Below are 23,415 nucleotides of genomic sequence, written 5' to 3'. Positions count from 1 at the left end.
GGCCCATGAAGGCCCTGAGGTCTTCCGCCTTGGCATGTTCGAGATCGGCCTGGCGCTGCTTGGCGTCGGCCTCGGAAACCCGGGCCGCCGCGGCCGCCTTCTCCAGCGCGTCGCGCTCGATCGCCTGGTCCTTGAACACCTGCACGGCGGTGGCCATCTCGCCGAGCTCGTCGCGCCGGCCGATCGCCGGAACCGCGATGTCCTTTTCGCCCGCCGCCAGCCGGCGCATCGCGGCCGTCATCGCATGGATCGGGCGCGAGATGGACCGGGCGAGCGGTACGGCGCAGGCGATCAGCACGACGAGCAACAGGCCGCTCCAGGCCAGCGTCTTGTAGACCTCGCCCATGAACTGGGCTTCGAGATCGTCGACATAAAGGCCTGCCGCGACGGTCCAGTCCCACGGTGCGAAGAGCTGGGCGTAGGAAAGCTTCTGCGACAGCGCGTCGGAGCCCTTCAGCCGGGCACGGTAATAGGGCGTGAAGCCGCCGCCCTTGTGGGCATTCTCGACCATTTCCCGGTTGTAGTAGCGGCCCGTCGGATCCTTCGAGGTGAAGGCGTCCGTTCCCATCAGCTTCGGGTCGGGATGCATGACCCGGAGCCCCTTGCCGTCCATCATGAACAGATAGTCGTTCTCGCCGAAGCGGATCGGCAGGGCCGCTTCGCGGGCCCGGTCCTGGGCTTGCTGAAGGGTCATCTCGCCCTTTTCCACCCGCGCCTGGAAGCCCGCCAGCATGCTGATGGCGCTGTCGACCTGCGAGACGATCAGGGCCCGCCGGTCCTTCCATATCGTCTCGTGCAGCGAATAGAGCTGCAGCGACATGGCGACGAGGCTGACTAGCGCCGCGACGGCGATCAGGGCGGAAAGCTTGCGGGTGATCGAGAAATTCATCGGAGGTTCGCCTATCGACGCGTTTCAGCTCTTTTCGGAGCGGCCTGACGCAACGCGCGTCTTCCCAGGGGTATCGGGGAAGTCGTTAAGATTGGCTGAAAAGAAGAAAGGCGTTGCTTATGATGACCGGCGGAAATCGCCCCGCCGTTGCAGTCGGGACCCGCTCTTCCTGCAGTAACGCCCGGTCATCGCCGGCGACTGCCGCAGGGACGGTGGCAAAAGCAACCCGAGCGTACGGTCGAGGCGGGCGGCGCCGCCCGCCCGGGCACGGCGAGGGACGGCACGGCGCTGAGCGAGGCGTCTGCGTCCGGCGGATGGTCGCTCAGGCCCGCAAGCCTTGAGGAGGCGGTAATCCCAAGCGCCATCCTCTCATACGGTTTCCGCCAGATCACTTCGTGACGCCGGAAACAAAGACGCTCATTCGCCGCGCGGGCTTGATACGAACCCCGCTCTGATCGAACGGATCTCGTATCAAAGGATCATGGTTTCCGGCGGCTCGCGACCCGCGCGACCGCCGGCATCAAATCGTTGTTGTCCTCGATCCGAAGCATGCGGATGTCGCGCACCGAGGGCGCGAACCAGTCGAATTCGGCCGTCATGTCCTGGATCGTCAGAACGCAGGACACGGCGTCGACCGTGTCGTCGCCGAAATAGGTGCTGCCCTGTTGCCAGTCGAATCCGCGTTTCTTGAGGAAATTGCGGACATCCGTATAGGCGTTGTTCCACGAGGGCCCGCCATATACGTCCTTCAGGCTGTTGGTATCGAGATCGAACACGATGGCAAACATGGAACCCGACCGTCGGCTGTTGTGTCCAATTGAAGGCATCGAGCACCTCCTTCACTTCTGACTGACATCAACCGTCGGTCGCGACGTGTCAATATACGCGCTTCTTCGGCTCGATGTAGTCGATCTGGTTCGACAGCGTGTAGGTGTGGACCGGCCGATCCTCCAGGGTCACGGTCTTTCCGGCCGTGTCACAGAAGGCGAGCGTGTGCTTCATCCAGTTCTGGTCGTCGCGGTCGGGGAAATCCTCGCGGGCGTGGGCGCCGCGCGATTCCGTCCGGTTGCGGGCCGAATCCATCGTCACCACCGCCTGGGCGATGAGATTGTCGTATTCGAGCGACTCGACGAGGTCGGTGTTCCAGATCAGCGAGCGGTCCGAGACGCGGATGTCGTCGGAGGCCTGCCAGACCTCGTGGATCTTGCCATGGCCCTCTTCGAGGACCTCGCCGGTGCGGAAGACGGCGCAGTTCGACTGCATCGTCCGCTGCATCCGGTCGCGCAGCTCCGCCGTCGGCGTCGCGCCGGAGGCGTTGCGGAAGCGGTCGAGCCGGGCGAGCGCGGCGTCGCCGGCGCCCGCCGGCAGGTCCGGCTGGCTCTCGCCGGCCGCCACCGTCTCGGCGCATCTAAGCGCCGCGGCCCGGCCGAAGACCACGAGATCGATCAGCGAGTTGGAACCGAGCCGGTTGGCCCCGTGCACCGAGACGCAGCCCGCCTCACCGACCGCCATCAGCCCGGGCACCACGGCGTCCGGGTCGCCGTCCTTCTTGGTCAGCACTTCGCCGTGGAAATTCGTCGGGATGCCGCCCATGTTGTAGTGGACCGTCGGCAGCACCGGGATCGGCTCGCGGGTGACGTCGACGCCGGCGAAGATCCGGGCCGATTCCGAAATGCCGGGCAGGCGCTCGTGCAACACCGCCGGGTCGAGGTGGTCGAGATGCAGGAAGATGTGGTCCTGGTTCTTGCCGACACCGCGGCCCTCGCGGATCTCCATGGTCATCGAGCGTGACACCACGTCGCGCGAGGCGAGATCCTTGGCCGAGGGGGCGTAGCGCTCCATGAAGCGCTCGCCTTCGGAATTCGTCAGATAGCCGCCCTCGCCCCGCGCCCCTTCGGTGATCAGGCAGCCGGCGCCGTAGATGCCGGTCGGGTGGAACTGCACGAATTCCATGTCCTGCAGCGGCAGGCCGGCCCTCAGAACCATGCCGCCGCCGTCGCCGGTGCAGGTATGGGCGGAGGTGGCGGAGAAATAGGCGCGGCCGTAGCCGCCGGTGGCGAGGATCGTCTTCTTGGCGCGGAAGCGGTGGATCGTGCCGTCGTCGAGGCAGAGCGCCACGACGCCGCGGCAGGCGCCCTCCTCGTCCATGATCAGGTCGATGGCGAAATATTCGATGTAGAACTCGGTCGCGTGGCGCAGCGACTGGCCGTAGAGGGTGTGCAGGATGGCGTGGCCGGTGCGGTCGGCGGCGGCGCAGGTGCGCTGGGCGGCGGGACCCTGGCCGAATTCGGTGGTCATGCCGCCAAACGGCCGCTGGTAGATCCTGCCGTCTTCCGTACGGGAGAACGGCACGCCGAAATGTTCGAGCTCGTAGACCGCCTGCGGGGCGTTCCTGACGAGATATTCGATGGCGTCCTGGTCGCCCAGCCAGTCCGACCCCTTGACGGTGTCGTACATGTGCCAGCGCCAGTCGTCCTTGCCCATGTTGCCGAGCGAGGCGGCGACGCCGCCTTGCGCCGCGACAGTGTGCGAGCGGGTCGGGAAGACCTTGGTGACGCAGGCGGTCTTCAGCCCCGCCTGGGCGCAGCCGAGGGTGGCGCGCAGCCCGGCGCCGCCGGCGCCGACCACCACCACGTCGAAGGTGTGGTCGACGACCGGATAGGCCTTGCCGTTCGTCGCGGGGGCGCTGCGATGCGGCTGGCCGCCCGCGCCGTTGTTGCCGGCACCGTTCATGGTGGTGTTGTCAGCCATGGCTCAGGCTCCGAAGCTCATCTTGACGATCGCGAAAAGGCACGCCGCGGCGACGGCGATCGCAAAGAAGGTATTGAGGATGAGGAGCGGCAGCTTGGCGCCCCCGTGGACGTAGTCCTCGATGATCACCTGCATGCCGAGCTTCATGTGGATCGTCGCCGAGACGACCACCAGCGCCATGACGATGCCGACGAAGGGGTTGGCGAAGGCCGCCCGCACGCCCTCGTAGCTCTCGTTCATCAGGGTCAGGAGGAGGATCACGAAGAAGGTGATCAGGAAGACGTTGGCGACTGCCGTCAGGCGCTGCTGCCAGAAATGCTCGGTGCCGCCGGCAGCGCCGAGACCGCGCACGCGGCGAAGCGGGGTTCTGAAATCGCTCATCTTGCTTGGTCCTTTCAGCCGAAGATCAGGATGCCGAGCCAGAGCAGGACGGTCAGGGCGACCGAACCGATCAGCGTCGCGACGGCGAGCTTTGTCGAGGTCTCCCGCGAGTCGGCGTGCCCCATGTCCCAGACGAAGTGCCGGATGCCGCCGAGCATGTGGTGGATCAGCGCCCAGCTGTAGCCGAAGAGGATCAGTTTCCCGAGGAAGGAGCCGAAGAAGCCGGAGGCCGCGGCGAAGGAGTCCGGTCCGCCGGCGGCAGCCACCAGCCACCAGACCAGAAACAGCGTTCCGACATAGAGCGCACCGCCGGTGATGCGATGGACGATCGACATCGCCATGGTGGGGCGGAAGCGGTAGATGCTGATATGCGGCGAGAGCGGCCGCGCGGATTTGACGTCGGACATCGGTGCCTTCCAGTCCATGCTTTCGGCCGGCAGCACCGGCACGCCCAAGGGTAGCGCGGTGCGGCGAACGGCCAATGGAAGCCTTCTAAAAGGCCAATTCGCCGGTCGAAAGCAAGCCTTTCGCCGCAGTTGCGAAATGACCCGCCCGGCTTAATCGATTAGGGCGCCCCGGGCGATCCCCGCAGCCGGCGGCGAGCCGACGCCGGGCGCCGGCCGCGCGGCACGGCGCGGGCCCGCGACGGGAAACGCGCGCGAATCACCTGACGTTCGGCTCGCGGTCGATGAAGCGGATGACGTAGCTCGCCCAGTCCGCCGGCTCGGCCACCTTCTCGTAGAGGCGACGGCCGGTGCCGGGATTGCGCGGCGCGTGCAGGACGAGCTTCGACCAGCCGCGGCCGTCGGCCTCCTCGGCGAGAACGTCGACCATCGCCTTGGCGATGCCCTTCCGGCGGTGGCGGTGATCGACGAAGATGTGGTCGGCGAGGCCCGAGCGCATGCCGGTCCACACGTCCGGGATGTCGTAGAAGATGACGAAGCCGACGAGGTCGCCGTCGAGCCGCGCCCCGAGCACCTCGGCGGTGCGGTCCTGCAGGAGCTGCTCGGCATAGAAGGCGTCGGGCGCCCCCGGGGGGCCGCGGAACAGCGACTGGTTGTAGGCGGCGATCAGCGGCGCGAGGTCGCGGGCATCGGCGAGCTTCAGCCGGCCGATTTCGATGTCTGGTTGCGGTGCGCCTGCGCCGAGCGGTTCCATGGCCAACGCTTGTTCACGCGAACGCGGCGCCGGTCAAGGGGCCGTCGCTGCGTCCGATCGCCCCCGTTCCGGCGCCCGCCGCCCTCGTCATTCGGCGGCGTGCGGATAGCGCGCCGGACCGCCCTCTTCGTCGTCCCGCGGCTTGCCGGCGGCGATCTGGTAGATCGCCGGAGGCCCGTAGACGAAGGCGGATCCCGGCCCAGCGACAGGCACCGGACCGGCCGGATGCGGCCAGGGCGCGATGCCCGCGCCACCATGGCCCGGCACCAGCGCGGTGCCGGTCTCCTCCTGCGGCGGGTTCGGCGAGAGCAGCCAGCCGAAGAAGCGGCCGGTGACGTGGCTGAGATCGTCCATCAGCGTGTAGATCGACGGGATCAGCACCAGCGACAGCACGGTGGAGACCAGGAGGCCGCCGATCACCGCGATCGCCATCGGGGCGCGGAACTCGCCGCCCTCGCCCGTCGCCATCGCCGCCGGCATCATGCCCGCCGCCATGGCGAGCGTCGTCATGATGATCGGCCGCGCCCGCTTCGAGCCGGCGTCGATGATCGCCTCGGTCTGGCTCATGCCGTGCTTTTCCCGCTCGACCGCGAAGTCGACCAGCATGATGGTGTTCTTGGTCACGATGCCCATCAGCATCAGGATGCCGATGACCACCGGCATCGACACCGCCGTATGGGTGGCGAGCAGCGCCCCGATGACGCCGGCAACCGACAGCGGCAGCGCCGCGAGGATGGTGATCGGCACGAAGAACGAGCCGAAGAGCAGGATCAGCACGACGAGCACCATCATGATGCCGGAGGCCATGGCCGAGGCGAAGCCGGCGAACACCTCGCCCTGGATCTCGGCGTCGCCGACCTCCTGCAGCCGGACGCCCGGCGGCATCTCCTTCACCGCCGGCAGTTCGGCGATGCGGGCGGAGCCCTGGCCGATCTCGTAGCCCGGCGCCATCGAGGTGCCGACCTTGACCAGCCGCTCGCGGTCGTAGCGGTCGATGGTCGAGGGGCCGCGGCCGAAGCCGATGTCGGCGACGGTCTCGAGCGGCACCGCCGCGCCGGAGCCGGTGTTGACCTTCAGGTTGCGGATCGTCTGGAGGTCGGAGCGCGCCGACTTCTCGAGCTCCACCCGGATCGGGATCTGCCGCGTGCCGAGATTGAACTTGGCGAGATTGGCGCCGACGTCGCCGATCGTCGCGACCCGCACGGTCTGGGAGATCTGGTCGGCGGTGACGCCGAGATCGGCCGCGACGTCGAAGCGCGGCGTGATGCGGATCTCCGGCCGCGCGAAGGAGGCCATCGCCGAGGGGCTGGCGAACATCGGGTCCTTGCGCATCTCGGATTCGAGCTTGGCCGCGACCTCCGAGACCTTGTCGCCGTCGTCGCCGAGGATGCCGACGGAGAGTTCGCGCTCGCCGCGGTCGTTGACGTAGAAGGCCCGCAGGTCCGGAATCTCGGCGAGCTTCTGCGCGATGATCGGCTCGAGCACGGCCTGGCTGCGCGTGCGCTCGTGCTTGCGCGTCAGATTGACCGTCAGCGCGGCGCGCCGCACCTCCAGCGTTCCCGTCGGGCTGGAGCCGCCGATGACGAGGACGCTCCTCACCTCCGGCAGGTCGCGGATCGAGGTGACCGCCTCGTCGGTGACCTTGCGCGTCGTGTCGAGGGTGGAGCCGGGGGGAAGTTCGAGCGAGACGACGATGCGCGAGGCATCCTCCTTCGGGATGAAGCCCGTCGGCAGGAAGCGGATCGAGTAGATCGAGCCGGCGAAGACCGCGATGCCGACGGCGAGCGTCACCCAGCGCATGCCGAAGGGAAAGCGCAGGAAGCGGCGCCGTCCGTCGGCGCCCTTCCAGAAGACGGGCGTCGGGATCCAGAAGACGTGGAGCGTGGCGCGCAGGAAGCGGGTATAGGCGCGGTTCACCAGGCCGACCTTGCCTTCCGGCGCGTGCGGCATGCCGAGATAGGCAAGGACGACGGCGAGGGCGAAGAGGCCGGCGGCGAGCATCGCCGCATCCTGGCGCGCCGTCGCGAAGTCGATCGGCGGCAGGTCGGCGACGAGCGGCTGGAGGAAGCCCTTCACGGCCGAGCCGGCGCCGAGCTCGGGCAGCACGGCCAGCGTGTAGAGCGCGGCGGCGCAAAGGGCCCAGAGCGGGATGAACCACAGGAGCCGGCGCAACAGCAGCCGGAAGAAGCCCGGCCCGTCGTGGCGGTGCGGCCGGAAGAAATAGGCCGCCAGCATCGGCGTGATCAGCCGCGCGACGAGCAGCGAGAAGAACACCGCCATCGCCACCGTCAGGCCGAACTGCTTGAAATACTGCCCGGCGATGCCGCCCATGAAGGAGACCGGCGCGAACACCGCCATGATCGTCGCGGTGATGGCGATGACCGCGAGGCCGATCTCGTCGGCCGCCTCCATCGACGCGCGATAGGGCGGCTTGCCCATCGACATGTGGCGCTCGATGTTCTCGATCTCGACGATCGCGTCGTCGACCAGGATGCCGGTCACCAGCGTGATGGCGAGCAGGCTGACGAGGTTCAGCGAGAAGCCCATCAGGTCCATCAGCCCGAAGGTCGGGATGGCGGCGAGCGGCAGGGTGATCGCCGCGACGACGGTCGCCCGCCAGTCGCGCAGGAAGAACAGGACGACGATGACCGCCAGGAAGGCGCCTTCAGCCAGCGTCTCCATCGCCGATTCGTAGTTGCCGTAGGTGTAGGTGACGCTGTCGTCGATCTTGGCGAAGGAGACGTTCGGATATTGCGCGCCGAGCTCCTGGATGCGCCCCGAGACGGCGTCGGCGACGGTGGTGTCGCTGGCGCCCTTCGCCCGGAACACCGAGAAGGCGACGACCGGCTCGCGGTCGAGCCGCGCGAAGGAGCGCGGCTCCTCCCACGAATCGACGACTTCGCCGAGATCGGCAAGCTTCGCCTCGTTGCCGCCCGGCAGCGCGATCCGCGTCGAGGCAAGGCCCGACACGGTGTCGGCAGAGGCGAGCGTGCGGATCGCCTGTTCCTGGCCGCCGAAGTCGCCGCGGCCGCCGGAGAGATCGACATTGGTCGCGCGGAGCTGGGCGTTGATCGTCGCCGCGGTGACGCCGAGCGCGGCGAGCCGGTCCGGATCGAGCCGCACCTGGATCTCGCGTTCGACGCCGCCCATCCGGTCGACCTTGCCGACGCCCTTCAGCCCCTGCAGTTCGCGGATCACCGTGTCGTCGACGAACCAGGAGAGCTGCTCGGGCGTCATGCCCGGCGAGGAGGCGGCATAGGTGACGATCGACTGGTTCTCGACCTCGATGCGCTGGATGATCGGCTCGTCGACCGAACGCGGCAGGTCTGACCTGATCTTGGCGATGGCGTCCTTGACGTCGTTGAGCGCCCGGTCGGTGTCGACCTCCAGCCGGAACTCGGCGGCGCTCAGCGACTGGCCGTCGGTGATCGTCGAGGTGATGTGCTTGACGCCGGAGACGCCGGCGATCGCATCCTCGACGCGCTTGGTCACCTGGCTCTCGAGTTCCGAGGGGGCGGCGCCCGACTGGGTGACGGTGACGGCGATCACCGGCACGTCGATGTTGGGAAAGCGGGTGATCGGCAGGGCGAAGAAGCTGTAGAGCCCGAGCGCCATCAACACGACGAAGAGCAGGATCGGCGGAACCGGGTGCCGGATCGCCCAGCCTGAGATGTTCCAGTTCATTTCTCGCCCCCGCTCTCCGCGAGCTTCACCGGCGTGACGGTGTCGCCGTCGCGCACGAAGGCGCCGGCCGTGGCCACCACCTGTTCGCCGGCGGCAACGCCCTTGCGGATCTCGACCGTGTCGGCCGTCGTCAGGCCGAGCGTCACGTCGCGCCCCTCGACCACGCCAGCGGCGTCGACGACCTGGACGACCGCGTCGTCGCCCTCGAAGACCACCGCCGTGCGCGGCACCAGCACGCCCTGATGCCGGGCCACCTCGACGACGCCGCGGGCGAAGGCGCCGGCATGCAGGCCCTCGGCGTCCTTCGGCAGGGCGATGTCGACGGTGCCGAGCCGCGTCGCCTGGTCGACGCGCGGCGCGATCAGCCGCACCTCGCCCGTCACCGGCTGCCTGCGGCCGGCGACGAAGACGTCGACCGGCTGGCCCTTGGCAAGCCGGGCGAGAACCGTCTCGGACACCTGGGCCTCGAGCTCGATCAGCCCGTCGCGGGCGATCTCGAACAGGCTGCCGGAGCCGGCCGAGACGATGGCGCCGACCTTGGCGCTGCGCGACAGGACCAGCCCCGCCGTCGGGGCCTTGATCTCGGCCTTCGACTTGCGCAGCATCCACTGGTCGCGCTGGGCGATCTGCGCGGCCTTGTCGGCCTCGGCCACGGCGATGCCCTGCTGCGCCGCGCTGACCCGCGCGCGGGCGCTGGCGGCGGCGGCGATCCGCTGGTCGAGCACGTCCTGGCCGATGATGCCCTTTTTGGCGAGGGGGCGCGAGCGTTCGAGCGCCGCGTCCGCCTCCTTGGCGGCGGCCTGGGCGTCGGCGATCTGCGCCTTGGCCTGGGCGATGGCGGCGTCGGCCCGCTGGATCTGCGCGGCGTTGAGGTCGATGTTCGATTCGATCATGTCGGTCTCGAGCCGGGCGATGATCTCGCCCTTCTCCACCGTGTCCCCCTCGTCGGCGGAAAGCCCGATGATCCTCAGGCCGTCGACGTCGGCGCCGACCGACACCGTCTCGCGCGGCATCAACGTTCCCGTCACGTCGACCCGCTCGACGATCTCGCCCTTCCGGGCGGCGATCACCGAGATGCTCGGCGGCTTGGGCTCGCTGCCCGTGGCAGCGGCTTCCTCGGCGAAGGCGGCGGCAGACGAGACGACGAGCAGCACAGTCGCCGCCACCGCTGCCAGGGCGGCGGAGGCGCGACGGGTTCTCGTCTTGCTGCGGAAGGGGCTCGTCATCGTCTCAGTCGTCTCGCTTGCTTGTCGAAGGAACCGGTCCTACCCGGCCCGGCCGCCTGCGGCCGTGACCGCGGCCGCCGGCTGGCGCGGCGCCAGAAGTCCGTGAACGAATTTGCGCAGTTCCGGCTCGATCGTCTCCACCGCGATTTCCGGCCGCAGCTGCAGGTGCAGGACGAGGCCGTCCGCCAGGGCGAAGATCAGCATCAGCGCCGCGTCGAGGTCGGTGTCGGGGTTGATCTCGCCGCGGTCGCGGGCATCGACGAGCAGCCGGCGGAAGCCCGCCCGCACCGTCTCCTCGATTTCGCAGAAGCGCTGGCCGACCGCCGTGTTGCGGACGCTCTCCGACCAGATCTCCAGCGTCAGCCCGCCGGTCGCGCGGTCGCGCGTATGCCGCAGATATTCGAGCCCCACCTGGACGATCCGCTCGACGAGGCAGCCCGGCTCGAGAAGCTGCTGGGTGCAGGCGGTGGCGAGCACCCGCTCCTCCTCTGCGATCGCCTCGATGATCGAGTCCTTCGAGGGAAAATAGCGATAGAGCGCGCCCGGGCTCATCTGCGCCTCGGCACAGATCTGATGCATCGAGGTCGAGTGGAAGCCGGAGCGCGAGAAACACAGCCGCGCCGCCTCGAGAACCTGCTGGCGCCGCTGCTCGTGCGCCGTCGCCGGAGCCGGCAGGCTGGGAAACTCCATCTTCAGTCTCGGGCTTTCCGACATTGCGCTTCCGACGTCCGTCCGGGGTTCGGGCAACGTGCGCTCCCGGCCCGGAGGCGGATGAGAGCGAACGATCGTTCGCACATCTAATCAGCTTCGGAGACGAAATCGAGAGGCTCGCCGCACCGCAGCAAAAACAATTTCGCGATGTCGTAAAAACATCGTGGATGCCGGCCGGCGAGCCTCTCGATTTCGGCCGCCGTCGCGGGTCCCGGCTTTGCCCGAACAGGCGAGACCGGCGTCCCTTGTCTTGCCCGGCGCATCGTCCCACGCCCGGCCCGGCCCGGCGCAGCGTCACGCCGCCCGGCAGGTGCCGGCGGAACCACGGCTTGCGGAAGCGGCTTCGGTCAGAGCTCGGGCAGCGTCGCCTCGATGCGCTGGCGCAGGCTCTCGTAGCGATCCGGCAGCATCAGGCCGGAGCCGAGCGCCTCGGGAGCCTCGTCCACCGCAAAACCCGGCGCGTCGGTGGCGATCTCGAAGAGCACGTGGCCGGGTTCGCGGAAATAGACCGAGCGGAAGTATTTGCGGTCCTTCTGCTCGGTGACGTCGCTTCCGTGCGCGGAGGCGAGACGTTCGACCATCGCCGCCTGCGCGGCGTCGTCCTCGGCACGGAAGGCGAGATGATGGACGCTGCCGCGGCCGGGCCGCGGCTTCAGGAAGCCTCCGACGGCGTGGACGTCGACGATGCCGCCGATCGCGGCACCGGAGGAAAAGCGGCGGCGCGAGCCCTCCTCGGTTCCTCTCTCGAAGCCGAAGACGTCGGCGAGGATCGCCTCCGTCGGCCCCGCCTCCTCGACCAGCAGGCTGACGCCGTGGATGCCGCGGATCGCGTGCTCCGCCGGCACCGTGCCGACGACCGAGGGTTCGTTCGCGACCGGTGCCGGATCGGCGACGCCGACGAAGGACAGCCGCAGGCCGTCGGGATCCTTGAACGGCAGCACGCTTTCGCCGAACCGCTTCTCGATGCCGGAATGCTCGACGCCCTTCTCGATCAGCCGGTGCGACCAGAAGCCGAGGGATCCGGCCGGCACTTCGAGCATGATCTCCTCGACCTCGCCGACGCCGACCCGGCCCCGGGCGGCATGTTCCAGCGGGAAGAAGGTGACGATCGTCCCGGGCCGGCCGGCATCGTCGCCGAAATAGAGGTGATAGGCGGTCGGATCGTCGAAATTGACGGTCTTCTTGACCAGCCTCAGCCCGAGCACCCGGACGTAGAAGTCGAGACAGCGCGCCGCGGGGCCGGCGATCGCCGTCACGTGATGGATGCCAGCGCTCTTCATGTCTGAACCTCCCTCGCCCGTCTCCGGCCCAGTCCGGCCCGACCATCGCGCCGGTCTTCGCCCGCCTAAGCATAAGGTCGCCGGCCGCTCCCTCGCAATCGGCAAGGAGAGCCGCATCTTTGACCGCGGGAGCTGTGAACCGCGGCCGCGCCGGCCTCTTCCGCCGAGGGTGCCTTGCCGCAACGACCGGCCATCGGGGAGAGACGATGCTCGAATGGATCTCCGACAATTCGGCGCTGATCAACGTCGTCGCAAATCTCGGAATGCTGGCGATCTGGGCCTTCTACCTGCAGATGCTGTGGTCGGGCTTCCAGCGCGAGCGCCGGCCCCGCCTCCTCATCACCCGCGGCCTGCGCGGCAGCCTCGACGCCCGCTGCCTCGTCACCAACATGAGCCGGGACACGGTGTTCATCCGCAGCATCATCGTCTCGCTCGAAACGAGGGCCGGCAGGCTGCGCTATCCGGTGACCGACATCGAGGAGATCGACAACAGCGGCAGCGGCGCGGGGGTGCGCCAGCAGACCCGGCAGGGGCCGATCGCCTCCGGCGAGATGCGCGACCTCGGCAGCTTTTCGGCGATCGTCACCCATGTCCTCGACTATGAGGGCCCCGACGATCCGCCCGGGCCGCACAACCATTGGGATGGGCTCGAAGGCTTCACCGTGCACGTCATCGGCGTCTACGGCCCCGACGACGTCAGCATCGGTGCCAGGCGGTCCTACGACGTCGTGCGCAGGAACGGCGAGGCGTGCCTGCGGCCGCGCACGGTGGATGCCATCCAGATCCGCTCGTCGAAGGAACGACGGGAGATCGACGAGATGCTCCGCGAGGACCTCTGATATGATACGGTTTCCGGCGGATCACTTCCTGATGCCGGAAACAAAGACGCTCATTCGCCGCGCGGGCTCGATACGAGCCCCGCTGTGATCGAGCGGATCTTACGGCCCGGCAGCGCCGGTTCAGGCCGCCGCCGGCCGCCGGCGCAGGCCCCGCACAGCTTGGCCGGCCTCGCGGCCCGAAGCGTCGGCAGGACCGGCGAAGCGCAGCCGCAGGGCATTCGACAGGACGAAGACGCTCGACAGCGCCATCGCGCCGGCGGCGAGCATCGGCGACAGCATCACCCCGTAGAGCGGATAGAGCGCGCCGGCCGCCACCGGAATGAGCGCGACGTTGTAGCCGAAGGCCCAGAACAGGTTCTGGCGGATGTTCGCCAGCACCATGCGGCTGATGAAGAAGGCGTTGACGACGCCGGAAAGGTCGCCGGACATCAGCACCACGTCGGCGCTCTCGATGGCGACGTCGGTGCCGCTGCCGACGGCGATGCCGACGTCGGCGGCCGCCAGCGCCGGGGCGTCGTTGATGCCGTCGCCGACGAAGGCGACCCGGCGGCCGCCCGCCTTCAGGGACTCGATGGCCGCGACCTTGCCGCCGGGCAGGACGCCGGCGATGACGTGGTCGATGCCGAGCCCGGCGGCGACCGCTTCGGCGCTCGACCTGACGTCGCCGGAGATCATCGCGACTCCCCGCCCCTCGGCATGCAGCGCGTCGATCACCCGCCGCGTCTCCTCGCGCACCGGGTCGGAGACCGCCATCACCGCCGCCGCGACGCCGTCGATCGCCACGAAGACCGGCGAGCGGGCGTTGCGCGCGAGGCTCTCGCCGGCCTGGGCGAGGGTTCCGAGCTCCACCCGCCGCTCGTCGAAGAGCCGCGCCGAGCCGACGAGCACCGACCGGCCCTCGACCGTCGCGGCGACGCCGCGGCCGGTCAACGCCTCGAACGCCCCGACCTTCGGAAAGGCGACGCCGCGTTCCGCCGCGCCCGCGACGATCGCCCGCGCCACCGGGTGTTCCGAGGCGGATTCGACGGCGCCGACGAGCCGCATGACCTCGCTGCGGCGAAAGCCGGCGGCCAGCGTGAAGTCGGTGAGGCGGGGCCGCCCCTCGGTCAGCGTGCCGGTCTTGTCGAAGGCGACGACGTCGGCCTCGCTCAGCGCCTCGAGCGCGTCGCCCTTGCGGAACAGGACGCCGAGTTCGGCGGCGCGCCCGGTGCCGACCATGATCGAGGTCGGCGTCGCAAGGCCCATGGCGCAGGGACAGGCGATGATGAGGACGGCGACGGCGGCGACCAGCGCGTGGGAGAGGGTCGGTTCCGGCCCGAACGCCATCCAGACAAAAAAGGTCAAAGCGGCGGCCAGCATCACCGCCGGCACGAAGACCATCGTCACCCGGTCGACCAGCGCCTGGATCGGCAGCTTGGCGCCCTGCGCGTCCTCGACCATGCGGATGATCTGCGCGAGCACCGTCTCGCCGCCGACCTTCTCCGCCGTGAAGGTGAAGCCGCCGGTGCCGTTGACCGTCCCGCCGACCACCCTGTCGCCGCTGCGCTTTTCCACCGGCAGCGGCTCGCCCGTCAGCATCGATTCGTCGACGTAGCTCGTGCCTTCGGCGACGACGCCGTCGGTCGCGATGCGCTCGCCGGGGCGGACCTGGACGAGGTCGCCGACGGCAAGCTCGGCGATGGCGACATCGACCGCCGCGCCGTCCCTGACGACGCGGGCGGTCTTCGCCTTCAGCCCCGCCAGCTTGCGGATCGCCGCGCCGGTCCGACCCTTCGCCCGCGCCTCCATCAGGCGGCCGGCGAGCACCAGGACGACGATCACCGCCGCCGCCTCGAAATAGACGTGGCGCGCCGTTTCGGGCAGCAGAGAGGGGAAGAAGGTGACGACGGCGGAATAGAGGAACGCCGCCGCCGTGCCGAGGGCGACGAGGGAGTTCATGTCGGGGGCGGCACGGGCCAGCGCCGGCACGCCCTTGGCATAGAACCGCCGGCCCGGCCAGGCGAGCACCAGGGCAGTCAGCACGAACTCGGCCACTTGCACCGCCTCCGTGCCCGCCGAGGCCGCCAGCCAGCGGCCGAAGGCCGGCCACAGATCGCCGCCCATCGAGGCCGCGACGACCGGCGCCGCGAGAAGCGCGGCGACGGCGACCTCGCGCCGCAGCACCGCCCGCTCGGCGGCGAGGCGCTCGTCGTGGCCGGCGGCGCCCGTGCCGCCTTCGCCCGCGCGCGGCTCTGCCGGATAGCCGGCCTTCGTTGCCGCGGCGGCGATCGCCGCCGTGTCGGTGGCGCCTTCGAGATAGCGGACGAAGGCCGTGCCCGCAGCGAGGTTGACTGCGGCCTCGGTCACCCCGGGCACGGCCTCGATCGCCTTTTCCACGCGCCTGACGCAGGAGGCGCAGCTCATCCCCTCGACGTCGAGCGTCACCTCGGCCTGCCGTGCCTCGTAGCCCGCGGCAGCGAGCGCCGCGGCAAGCGCCGTGGCGGACGCTGCGGGAAGCGCCGGGTCGCGGAGATCGACCGTCGCGGTGCCGCGCGCGAGATTGACGCTGGCATTCGCCACCCCGTCGACATCCGCGAGCGCCTTTTCGACGTGCCGCACGCAGGACGCGCAGGACATGCCGTCGACGGAAATCGTCAGAGCCTTCGTCATCGCCTCGCCTCCTTCAGTGTCGCACGGCCCGGCACGGCCGCGGCGAACCTGCGCCACAATCCCGTTTGCCGGCTCCATGACACCCCGGATATCGGACTTCCAGTAACAGGAAGGTCAAGCGGCCCATGCGGAAAATGCCAGATGTTTGCAGGTCGCAGCGCCGGATGCGACGCCCGATCCAATCCCTGAAACCGTCGCATCCTTGACCTTCCTGCCACTGGAATGCCCATCTCCGCCTCCGACCGGCAGCTGCCGCGGATCGACACGCATGCGCGCGGGCCGGAAGAAACGCCACGACGAGACCGGAGGCAGACCAATGTCGCTCTTCAATTCCTTCCGATCAAAGCCCGAACCCGACGCCGCCCCGGTCGGCGACGCCGGATCCGTCCAGTTCACCGTCCCCGACATGTCCTGCGGCCATTGCGAGGCGGCGATCCGGGGCGCCCTCGGCGACGCGCTGCCCGGCCGCGCCGTCACCGTCGACCTTGCGGCAAAGCGCGTCGCTGTCGCCGCGGCCGCAGCGGAGACGGAAACCGCCGCCGATGCGATCCGCTCGGCCGGCTACGAGCCGCAGCCGGCCGGCGCCTGAGCGACCCGCCGGTTCGGGCAGGCAGGGCCGGCGCCCGGTCGGGTCATCACCTCAGGCGAACGCGGCCGGCGCGGCTCCGGTCCCGGTTGCTGTTCCGGTCCCTGTTCCGGCGGCGGCCGGCTCGCCGGACGCGGCGTCGTCCGGCCGGGTTCTGCCGGCTGCCTTGCCGCCGAGGGGGCAGTGCTCGGCCGAGCCGCCGAAATCGATCTCGATCGTCGAGTGGCCGATCCCGAAATCGGCGAGGAGCACCTCCTTCACCCGCCCGACGACGGCGCGCGGATCGGCGTCTTCTTCGAGCCTCACATTCATCGTCGCCAGCGGCTGGCCCGAGGTGATCGACCAGACGTGGACGTGCTCGACGCCGCACAGCCCCGCGACCTCGGCGAGCAGCTTTTCCGCGAGTTCGTCGGGCGAAATGTCTCCCGGAACGCCTTCCATCAGGATGTTGAGGGTGTTCTTCAGGAGCACCCAGGCGCTTCTCAGGATGATCGCCGACAGGAGCACCGAAAGGATCGGATCGATCGGCGTCCAGCCGGTCAGCCAGATGGCGATCGCGGCGACGATGGCGGCGACCGAGCCGAGCAGGTCGCCGATGACGTGGAGCAGCGCGCCACGGATGTTCACGTGTTCCTGGTCGCCCTTCCGCAGCATGAAGAAGACGCCGACATTGACGAGCAGCCCGAGCACCGCGATGCCGAGCATCGGGCCGGCCAGCACCGTCTGCGGCGTGATCAGCCGCATCACCGCCTCGTAGGCGATCCAGACGATGAGCAGGATCAGCGCGACGGCGTTGACGAAGCCGGCGAGGATCTCGAAGCGCATGTAGCCGAAGGTCCGCCGCTCGTCGGAGCTGCGCTTGCCGAAATGAAACCCGGCCCAGGCGAGCGCGAGGGCGGCGGAATCGGTCAGCATGTGGCCGGCATCGGCGACGAGGGCCAGGGATCCCGACAGGAGCCCGCCGACGCCTTCGGCGATCATGAAGCCGAAGGTCAGAAGGAAGCCGAGGAGCACTGCGCGCTCGTTGCCGCTCGAGACCGTCGGGGCGTGATGGTGATGGCCATGATCGTGGCCGTGCTCGTGGCCATGCTCATGCTCGTGGCCGGCGCCATGTCCGTGCCCGTGATCTTGATCGTGCCCGTGATCGTGCCCGTGGCCATGCTGGTTCGCTCCGCCGCGACCCGCCTCGCCGCCGCCGGGCGTCTGCGCCTGATTGTCCGCTGCCATGAGGCCTGCTCCTTTCGTTGCCGAACATAGGTCCGCGGCGTTCCGCGGGCACCCGTCCGGCCGGCACTTCGGGCGCTTCGCCGCAATTTTCGGGTCGATTGCCCCGGTCACAGGAAAGCGTTGGCGCCGGCCGGCCGAAGCGGGCTAAGCCGGGTCCGGAGCGAATGCAGCCTGTGGAGCGCGCGATGCGAACCCTTCCGATCTACCAGGTCGACGCCTTCACCGACCGGCTTTTCGCCGGCAATCCCGCCGCCGTCGTGCCGCTCGACGAATGGCTGCCCGACGCCGTCCTCGCGAAGATCGCCGCGGAGAACAACCTGTCGGAGACGGCCTTTCTCGTCCCGGCGGGGAGCGCCAGATGGGAGCTTCGCTGGTTCACCCCGAAGATCGAGGTGCCGCTCTGCGGCCATGCGACGCTCGCCACCGCCTTCGTGCTGTCCGATGTCCTCGGCGAGACGGCCGAGACGCTGACCTTTTCGACCCGGATGGTCGGCGAGCTCGCGGTCAGCCGGAAGGACGACGGCTGGTTCGTGATGCACTTTCCACGCCGGGTGCGGAACGGGGCGGTCGCGCCCGACGCGCTGGCGGCGGCCCTCGGCAGAAGGCCGGAGGAGGTGGTGGAATTCGCCACCCCCGGCGACACGTCCTGGCTCGCGGTCTTTCCCGACGAGGCGTCGGTGGTCGGCCTCGATCCAGATTTCAGGGCGCTCGCGGCGCTCGACCCGCTCAACGTCGTCGCCACCGCGCCGGGAAACAGCGTCGACTTCGTCTCGCGCATGTTCGCCCCCAAGGCCGGGCTCGACGAGGATCCGGTGACGGGGTCGGCACATTGCTCGCTGGTGCCTTACTGGGCCGAGCGGCTCGGCAAGACCGATTTCGTCGCCAGACAGGTTTCGGCGAGAGGCGGCGACCTCAGATGCAGCCTCGACGGCGAAACGGTCGTCGTCTCCGGCCAGGCGGTGCTCTACATGCGCGGCGAAATCATGCTGCCGGCCTGAGCGACGGCGGACGCGCGCCGCTCCACAGGCCCGACCAGCCGGATCGGGCTTCTTGGCGCGCCCTCACGCCTTCTTGACCCAGCGGCCTTCGTCGGTCTGCTGCCAGTAGGTCACGGCATGGCCGGCGGCCTTCTCGACCTTCCAGCGCGCCCGGGCGGTGTCGAGCTGCTCCATGTCGTGGCCGTCGAAGAGATAGACCGCCCGCACATAGCCTTCGAGCGTCCGGGGCACGGCGCCGTCGACGAGGAAGCGGACATGCGGATCGTTCGCCCGGCTCGCCGGATCGACGGTGAGGAGCACCGGCTGCAGGGCGCCGGAACCCTCGGCGTCGCTGCCATGCGGCAGGAAGCTGTCCTCGCGATAGGTCCATAAGTGGTTGTCGAGAGCGTCGCGCCGCTCCTCGCTCGAACACTGCACCACCACCCGCCAGCCGCGGGCGAGCGAGCGTTCGAGAAGCTCCGGCAGCGCCTGCTCCAGCCGGCTCTCGGTCAGATGGTAGAACAGGACTTCCGTCATCGGCAGCCGTTGGGCGAGGTTGTGGCGCGCTGGAGGCGCCGGGAAGCGTCGCGCCGCAGCAACGGGGCGCGCCGCGGATCGGCGCGCCCTTCATATCACGTTCGCGTGCGGCCGTCCGCATCGGCGCCGCCGGATCGGGCGATCCGACCCTCTAGACCCGTCGCGTCGGCCGGCAGCCCCTCAGCCCCTCAGCCCCTCAAGAGGCCTGGTAATGATCGGCGACCAGCCGGTCGAGCAGCCGCACCCCGAATCCCGACGCCCAGGACTGGTTGTACTCGTTGGCGGGGGAGCCCATCGCCGTGCCGGCGATGTCGAGATGCGCCCAGGGCACGTCGTTGACGAAGCGCTGCAGGAACTGCGCGGCGGTGATCGAGCCGGCGGCGCGGCCGCCGCCGATGTTCTTGATGTCGGCGAACTTGCCTTCGATCATCTTGTCGTAGTCGCGCGACAGCGGCATCCGCCAGACCTTCTCGCCGCTCGCCTTGCCGGCGGCCGAGAGCCGCTCGGCGAGTTCGTCGTCGTTCGAGAACAGGCCGGCATGATGATTGCCGAGGGCGACGATGATCGCCCCGGTCAGCGTCGCCAGATTGACCATGAACTTCGGCTTGAACCGGTCCTGGCAGTACCAGAGCGCGTCGGCGAGGACGAGGCGGCCCTCGGCGTCGGTGTTCAGCACCTCGATCGTCGTGCCGGACATCGCCGTGACGATGTCGCCCGGACGCTGGGCATTGCCGTCGACGGCGTTCTCGACGAGGCCGACGATGCCGACGGCGTTGACTTTGGCCTTGCGGCCGGCGAGCGCCCGCATCAGCCCGACGACGGCGGCCGAGCCGCCCATGTCGCCCTTCATCTCGTCCATCGAGCCGGCGGGCTTGATCGAGATGCCGCCGGTGTCGAAGACGACGCCCTTGCCGACGAAGGCGACCGGCGCCTCGTCGTCGGGGCCGCCGTTCCAGCGCATGACGACGAGCCGCGGCGGCCGCGGCGAGCCCTGGGCGACGCCCAGCAGCGCGTTCATCTTCAGCGCCTTGAGTTCGCTCTCGCCGAGCACCTCGACGTCGATCCCCTCCTTCGCCAGCGCTTCGATGCGCTCGGCATATTCCACCGGGCCGAGGATGTTGGCCGGTTCGTTCACGAGGTCGCGCGCCAGCATCGTGCCGGCGGCGACCGCTTCCTCGACGGCGAAGGCGGCGCGCGCCGCGTCGGGATCTTCAACCGCGAAGGTCAGGGCGGCCGGCGCCCGGCTCGCCTTCTCCTCCGCCTCGTCCTCGCCGGCCTTCGGCTTCTTCGACTTGTAGAGGTCGAAGTCGTAGGACCGCAGCAGCGCACCGCCGGCGATCCGCGCGACGTCGGCGGCAGAAAGCGCGGCGCCGCCCGGCATCTCGCAGCGGATGGTCACGGCCGCGGCCCCCTTCGTCTTCGAGGCGATGGTGCCGCCGAGCTTCAGGAAGTCCTCTTCCGTGAAGGCATCCTTGCCGTGGACGCCGACGACGAGCAGCCGCTCGGCATCGCTCCCGGCCGGGGCGATCAGGTCGAGCGCCGCCAGCCGCTTGCCCTTGAACTCGGCGATCCGCGCCGCCTTGCCGACGGTCTCGCGGAGGGCTTCCGGCAGCCCCTCCGGGACCGATCCGCCCTCGCCCGCAAAGGCGACGAGAACGCCGGCCGGCGCTGCGCCCAGCGGGGCGAAGTCGATTTTTGGAAGCGTTGCCATGATGTCTCCTGCTGTCGGTCGATCGGACCTGCGGTCGAAAGGCGCCGCCCGGCACGCCGCTTCGCCTTCGATGCGGGCGGGCGGTGCCGGGAGAGCCGGGAGGGCCGGCGGCGCCCGCGGCCGCGGCGTCGCCGCTCCCCGGCCGTCTGCCGGACCCGCGCAGATTTGAGCGCCCGGCGGCGTTTTGCAAGGGCATGCGGCCGGTCGGTCCCGTTAACCAAGGGCCTTGAAGCTTTCTTAGCCAAGCTGCGAGATCGTCGTTTGGACCTTTGCCGACCCCGAACCGAGGCCGACATCTTGCCCCCGAGACAGGCGCCATCGACGACCCGCGGCCGGCGCGGCTTTCCGGCACGCCGCCCGGCCGCCGCGCTCCCGGCTGCGCGCCGCGGCTTCTCGACAAGCCGGGACGGCCGGTCTATTGCGGCTGCGAAACTGGATCGGGCAGACGCCCGCGGGATGGGCGCGCGGCAGGCTGCGCCGCTTTTCCGCGATGGCAGATCCCCGAGGAGCCTCTACTTGATCGCTTGGCGCCTGGCCTCATGACGATTCTCGAACGCTACGTCTTCCGGCGGGCGCTCGGCAACGCGCTCGGCGCCCTCGCGGCGCTGGTGATGATCGTCTGGATCGTCCAGGCGTTGTCGCGGGTCGACATCGTCAAGTCGACGGCCTCGGCGGCCAGCAACGTCTTCTGGATCGCGCTGATGCTGTTGCCGGACCTTGCCGCCGGCATCGTGCCCTTCGCCGTGCTGATCGGAGCGATCCAGACCCTCAACGGCCTCAACGCCGATTCCGAGCGCGCCGTGATGGCCGCCTCCGGCGCCTCGCCGCGGGTCGTCGCCAAGCCGATCATCGCCCTCGGCCTCGTCGGGGGGCTCGCCATCCTCCTCGTCTCGCACGTCGTCGGGCCGATGTCGTCGCAGGCCTTTCGCGACGGTATCCGGGCAGTCAATGCCGACACGATCACGCTGTTCCTGCAGCCCGGCCGCTTCGAGAAGGTCCAGGACGGCCTCGAACTCTCGATCGGCTCGGCGCGCGGCTCGAACATCCGCAGCCTGTTCATCGCCGACACCCGCGACCCGAAGGTCGAACTCATCTATTTCGCGCGCGAGGCCCGGATCGCCCAGGAGGACGGCCGCTCGCTGCTGCTCCTCAGCGACGGCCAGCTGCACCGGCGTGACGCCAAGGACGGCTCGGTTGCGGTGGTGCAGTTCCAGTCCTACGCCTTCGACCTCGCCGATCTGAAGCCGGCCAGCCAGAGCGACTGGATCCGCCCCTCCGAGCGTTCCACCGAGGATCTCATCTCGCCCAATCCCGCCGACAAGCTCTATCGCGAGAACCCCGGCTCGCTCACCTCCGAGCTGACCGACCGCATGACCGAATGGCTCTACGCGATCGCCTTCGCGCTCTGGGCGGTGGTCGTCGCCGCGCAGCCGCGCACCAACCGCCAGTCGAGTTCGGCGGCGATGACCCTCGGCATGATCGGCGGTCTCGGGCTGAAGGCGCTCGGCTTTCTCGTCCTCGCCCAGGTCGAGACCGACGCCGGCTGGGTGATCGCCGCCTATCTCCTGCCGCTCGCCGCAATTCTCCTCGACGCTTGGCTGATCTTCGCCGACGTCGACGTCACGGAATGGACGGTCTACCGCCGCAGCGTCGAGGCGATGCAGGCCGTCGGAAGCGCCGTCGCCCGGCGTTTCGACAGCAGCGGCGGCACCGCGGAGGCCGGCCGATGAGAAGCCTGACGCTGAACCGCTATTTCCTGCGGCTCTACCTCACCTCGTTCTTCTCGACGCTGATCGCGGTCTTCGCGCTGGTCTATCTCGTCGACATGATCGAGCTGTCGCGGCGCGGCCGCGCCGACGTCCTCGGCTTCTTCGGCGCCGCCAGCTTCTCGGCGCTGCGCGTGCCGGGCTTCATGGAACAGGCGTTTCCGTTCATCGTCCTCTTCGCCTCGATCTTCACCCTGCTCAATCTCAACCGCCGGCTCGAGCTCGTCGTCGCCCGCAGCGCCGGCGTCTCGATCTGGCAGATGCTGCTGCCCTTCGCGGTCGGCTCGCTCCTCCTCGGCCTCGTCGCGACCTTCGCCTACAACCCGTTCGCCGCCTGGACGAAAGGCAAGGCCCAGTCGATCGAGACGACGATGTTCGGCGGCTCCTCCGACGACAGCGGCGACGAGGTGTGGCTGCGACAAAACGCCGACGGCGTGCGCTCGATCATCGGCGGGGCGGCGACGGGAGCGGGCGGCGTGCAGCTGAGAAACGTCAGCGCCTTCCTGTTCGGAGCCGACGGGTCGATCAGCCAGCGCATCGACGCCGACCGCGCCACCCTGCGCGACGGCCAATGGGTGCTGGTCAAGCCGCGGGTCACGCGAATCGGCTATCCGCCCTCCTATCCCCAGCAGTTCCTGCTGCCGACGACCCTCGCGCCGGAATACATCCGCCAGCGCGTCGCCGATCCGGAGGCGACGTCGGTCTTCGCGCTGCCCGGCAAGATCGACGTCGCGGCGAGCCTCGGCCTCAATCCGATGGCCTTCGACATGCAGTATCAGATGCTTTTGGCGCAGCCGGCGCTGTTCCTCGCCATGACCCTCGTCGCTGCGACAGTTGGGACACGGTTCTCGAGAACTCAGCAGGCGGGACGCGCGATTGCCGCCGGGGTGCTGGCAGGCTTCACTCTCTACGTGGTAACGTTCCTCGCTAAGGCGCTGGGGAGCAACGACATCGTTCCGCCGGTCGTGGCGGCGTGGTTTCCGGTGTTGGCGGCGGGATCGTTGGGGGTAACGATCCTGCTCCATCAGGAGGATGGGTGAGCC

19 protein-coding genes are annotated in these 23,415 nt (G+C 69.3%); 5 read left to right on the top strand and 14 right to left on the bottom strand.

All coding sequences use genetic code 11. From position 1 onward, the window contains the following. From J1C47_RS21530 to J1C47_RS21485, 10 genes are all read right to left on the bottom strand, one after another. On the bottom strand, nt 1-889 hold an 889-nt coding region (locus J1C47_RS21530; RefSeq protein WP_207352869.1), incomplete at its 3' end, for a cache domain-containing protein. A gap of 479 nt (nt 890-1,368) precedes the next feature. Continuing rightward, on the bottom strand, nt 1,369-1,677 hold the full coding sequence (locus tag J1C47_RS21525; protein ID WP_207352868.1) for a virulence factor: 309 nt from the start codon (nt 1,675-1,677) through the stop codon (nt 1,369-1,371). An 88-nt stretch (nt 1,678-1,765) separates the two neighbouring features. Further along, a complete protein-coding gene (gene sdhA, locus J1C47_RS21520) occupies nt 1,766-3,640 on the bottom strand; it encodes a succinate dehydrogenase flavoprotein subunit (protein ID WP_207352867.1) in 1,875 nt (624 codons plus the stop codon). A gap of 3 nt (nt 3,641-3,643) precedes the next feature. After that, nucleotides 3,644-4,021: a succinate dehydrogenase, hydrophobic membrane anchor protein gene (gene sdhD / locus J1C47_RS21515; RefSeq protein WP_207352866.1), complete on the bottom strand. Its 378-nt coding sequence runs from the start codon at nt 4,019-4,021 to the stop codon at nt 3,644-3,646. Nucleotides 4,022-4,035: 14 nt separating this feature from the next. Next, entirely contained in the window at nt 4,036-4,428 is a 393-nt protein-coding gene (sdhC, locus tag J1C47_RS21510; RefSeq protein ID WP_207352865.1) for a succinate dehydrogenase, cytochrome b556 subunit, read from the bottom strand. Nucleotides 4,429-4,684: 256 nt separating this feature from the next. Beyond that, a complete protein-coding gene (locus J1C47_RS21505) occupies nt 4,685-5,179 on the bottom strand; it encodes a GNAT family N-acetyltransferase (RefSeq protein ID WP_207352864.1) in 495 nt (164 codons plus the stop codon). Nucleotides 5,180-5,266: 87 nt separating this feature from the next. Next, nucleotides 5,267-8,863 carry an efflux RND transporter permease subunit gene (locus tag J1C47_RS21500; RefSeq protein WP_207352863.1) on the bottom strand — a complete coding sequence of 1,199 codons (3,597 nt, stop codon included), beginning with the start codon at nt 8,861-8,863 and terminating at the stop codon, nt 5,267-5,269. After that, a complete protein-coding gene (locus tag J1C47_RS21495; protein ID WP_207352862.1) occupies nt 8,860-10,089 on the bottom strand; it encodes an efflux RND transporter periplasmic adaptor subunit in 1,230 nt (409 codons plus the stop codon). The genes J1C47_RS21500 and J1C47_RS21495 overlap by 4 nt, the downstream gene beginning before the upstream one ends. A gap of 39 nt (nt 10,090-10,128) precedes the next feature. Then, the gene (locus tag J1C47_RS21490; RefSeq protein WP_245396729.1) at nt 10,129-10,779 is read right to left on the bottom strand and encodes a TetR/AcrR family transcriptional regulator; all 651 of its coding nucleotides are present in this window, start codon (nt 10,777-10,779) and stop codon (nt 10,129-10,131) included. Between the two features lie 368 nt (nt 10,780-11,147). Further along, nucleotides 11,148-12,080, bottom strand: a complete 933-nt coding sequence (locus J1C47_RS21485) for a ring-cleaving dioxygenase (RefSeq protein WP_207352860.1) — start codon at nt 12,078-12,080, stop codon at nt 11,148-11,150. A gap of 206 nt (nt 12,081-12,286) precedes the next feature. Here J1C47_RS21485 and J1C47_RS21480 point away from each other — a divergent pair, with 206 nt between their 5' ends. Then, nucleotides 12,287-12,919, top strand: a complete 633-nt coding sequence (locus tag J1C47_RS21480) for a hypothetical protein (protein WP_207352859.1) — start codon at nt 12,287-12,289, stop codon at nt 12,917-12,919. Nucleotides 12,920-13,039: 120 nt separating this feature from the next. On the opposite strand, the gene J1C47_RS21475 is transcribed toward J1C47_RS21480, so the two are convergent. Then, nucleotides 13,040-15,568, bottom strand: a complete 2,529-nt coding sequence (locus J1C47_RS21475) for a heavy metal translocating P-type ATPase (RefSeq protein ID WP_207352858.1) — start codon at nt 15,566-15,568, stop codon at nt 13,040-13,042. 316 nt (nt 15,569-15,884) lie between these two features. Between J1C47_RS21475 and J1C47_RS21470 the strand changes: the two genes are divergently transcribed. Next, nucleotides 15,885-16,157 (top strand): heavy-metal-associated domain-containing protein, encoded by a 273-nt coding sequence (locus tag J1C47_RS21470; protein ID WP_207352857.1) that lies wholly within the window; start codon nt 15,885-15,887, stop codon nt 16,155-16,157. A 51-nt stretch (nt 16,158-16,208) separates the two neighbouring features. Here the strand turns inward: J1C47_RS21470 and J1C47_RS21465 are convergent, their stop codons facing one another. Further along, complete coding sequence (locus J1C47_RS21465; protein WP_207352856.1) at nt 16,209-17,381, bottom strand: cation diffusion facilitator family transporter; 1,173 nt, start codon at nt 17,379-17,381, stop codon at nt 16,209-16,211. Nucleotides 17,382-17,566: 185 nt separating this feature from the next. On the opposite strand from J1C47_RS21465, the gene J1C47_RS21460 reads away from it, so the two are divergent. Continuing rightward, nucleotides 17,567-18,379, top strand: coding sequence for a PhzF family phenazine biosynthesis protein (locus tag J1C47_RS21460; RefSeq protein WP_207352855.1), 813 nt, complete (start codon nt 17,567-17,569; stop codon nt 18,377-18,379). Nucleotides 18,380-18,442: 63 nt separating this feature from the next. On the opposite strand, the gene J1C47_RS21455 is transcribed toward J1C47_RS21460, so the two are convergent. Both J1C47_RS21455 and J1C47_RS21450 read right to left on the bottom strand, forming a co-directional pair. Further along, nucleotides 18,443-18,895, bottom strand: a complete 453-nt coding sequence (locus tag J1C47_RS21455; protein WP_207352854.1) for a DNA polymerase III subunit chi — start codon at nt 18,893-18,895, stop codon at nt 18,443-18,445. A 196-nt stretch (nt 18,896-19,091) separates the two neighbouring features. Beyond that, nucleotides 19,092-20,606, bottom strand: a complete 1,515-nt coding sequence (locus J1C47_RS21450) for a leucyl aminopeptidase (RefSeq protein ID WP_207352853.1) — start codon at nt 20,604-20,606, stop codon at nt 19,092-19,094. Nucleotides 20,607-21,145: 539 nt separating this feature from the next. On the opposite strand from J1C47_RS21450, the gene J1C47_RS21445 reads away from it, so the two are divergent. Beyond that, nucleotides 21,146-22,336 (top strand): LptF/LptG family permease, encoded by a 1,191-nt coding sequence (locus tag J1C47_RS21445; protein ID WP_207352852.1) that lies wholly within the window; start codon nt 21,146-21,148, stop codon nt 22,334-22,336. Further along, on the top strand, nt 22,333-23,412 hold the full coding sequence (gene lptG / locus J1C47_RS21440) for an LPS export ABC transporter permease LptG (protein ID WP_207352851.1): 1,080 nt from the start codon (nt 22,333-22,335) through the stop codon (nt 23,410-23,412). Before J1C47_RS21445 ends, lptG begins: the two co-directional genes overlap by 4 nt. The last annotated feature ends 3 nt before the right edge of the window (nt 23,413-23,415 follow it).

The sequence above is a fragment of the Jiella sonneratiae genome (assembly GCF_017353515.1).
GTDB classification, from domain to species: domain Bacteria; phylum Pseudomonadota; class Alphaproteobacteria; order Rhizobiales; family Rhizobiaceae; genus Jiella; species Jiella sonneratiae.
This window is presented reverse-complemented; position numbering and strand designations above follow the sequence as displayed.

Bases quoted from the DNA above. Each gene is read 5' to 3' on its own strand.
- sdhC (WP_207352865.1), bottom strand. From the start codon at position 4,428: ATGTCCGACGTCAAATCCGCGCGGCCGCTCTCGCCGCATATCAGCATC.
- J1C47_RS21525 (WP_207352868.1), bottom strand. From the start codon at position 1,677: ATGTTTGCCATCGTGTTCGATCTCGATACCAACAGCCTGAAGGACGTA.
- J1C47_RS21480 (WP_207352859.1), top strand. From the start codon at position 12,287: ATGCTCGAATGGATCTCCGACAATTCGGCGCTGATCAACGTCGTCGCA.
- sdhD (WP_207352866.1), bottom strand. From the start codon at position 4,021: ATGAGCGATTTCAGAACCCCGCTTCGCCGCGTGCGCGGTCTCGGCGCT.
- J1C47_RS21475 (WP_207352858.1), bottom strand. From the start codon at position 15,568: ATGACGAAGGCTCTGACGATTTCCGTCGACGGCATGTCCTGCGCGTCC.
- J1C47_RS21500 (WP_207352863.1), bottom strand. From the start codon at position 8,863: ATGAACTGGAACATCTCAGGCTGGGCGATCCGGCACCCGGTTCCGCCG.
- J1C47_RS21450 (WP_207352853.1), bottom strand. From the start codon at position 20,606: ATGGCAACGCTTCCAAAAATCGACTTCGCCCCGCTGGGCGCAGCGCCG.
- sdhA (WP_207352867.1), bottom strand. From the start codon at position 3,640: ATGGCTGACAACACCACCATGAACGGTGCCGGCAACAACGGCGCGGGC.
- J1C47_RS21460 (WP_207352855.1), top strand. From the start codon at position 17,567: ATGCGAACCCTTCCGATCTACCAGGTCGACGCCTTCACCGACCGGCTT.
- J1C47_RS21490 (WP_245396729.1), bottom strand. From the start codon at position 10,779: ATGGAGTTTCCCAGCCTGCCGGCTCCGGCGACGGCGCACGAGCAGCGG.
- J1C47_RS21485 (WP_207352860.1), bottom strand. From the start codon at position 12,080: ATGAAGAGCGCTGGCATCCATCACGTGACGGCGATCGCCGGCCCCGCG.
- J1C47_RS21465 (WP_207352856.1), bottom strand. From the start codon at position 17,381: ATGGCAGCGGACAATCAGGCGCAGACGCCCGGCGGCGGCGAGGCGGGT.
- J1C47_RS21445 (WP_207352852.1), top strand. From the start codon at position 21,146: ATGACGATTCTCGAACGCTACGTCTTCCGGCGGGCGCTCGGCAACGCG.
- J1C47_RS21455 (WP_207352854.1), bottom strand. From the start codon at position 18,895: ATGACGGAAGTCCTGTTCTACCATCTGACCGAGAGCCGGCTGGAGCAG.
- J1C47_RS21495 (WP_207352862.1), bottom strand. From the start codon at position 10,089: ATGACGAGCCCCTTCCGCAGCAAGACGAGAACCCGTCGCGCCTCCGCC.
- lptG (WP_207352851.1), top strand. From the start codon at position 22,333: ATGAGAAGCCTGACGCTGAACCGCTATTTCCTGCGGCTCTACCTCACC.
- J1C47_RS21505 (WP_207352864.1), bottom strand. From the start codon at position 5,179: ATGGAACCGCTCGGCGCAGGCGCACCGCAACCAGACATCGAAATCGGC.
- J1C47_RS21470 (WP_207352857.1), top strand. From the start codon at position 15,885: ATGTCGCTCTTCAATTCCTTCCGATCAAAGCCCGAACCCGACGCCGCC.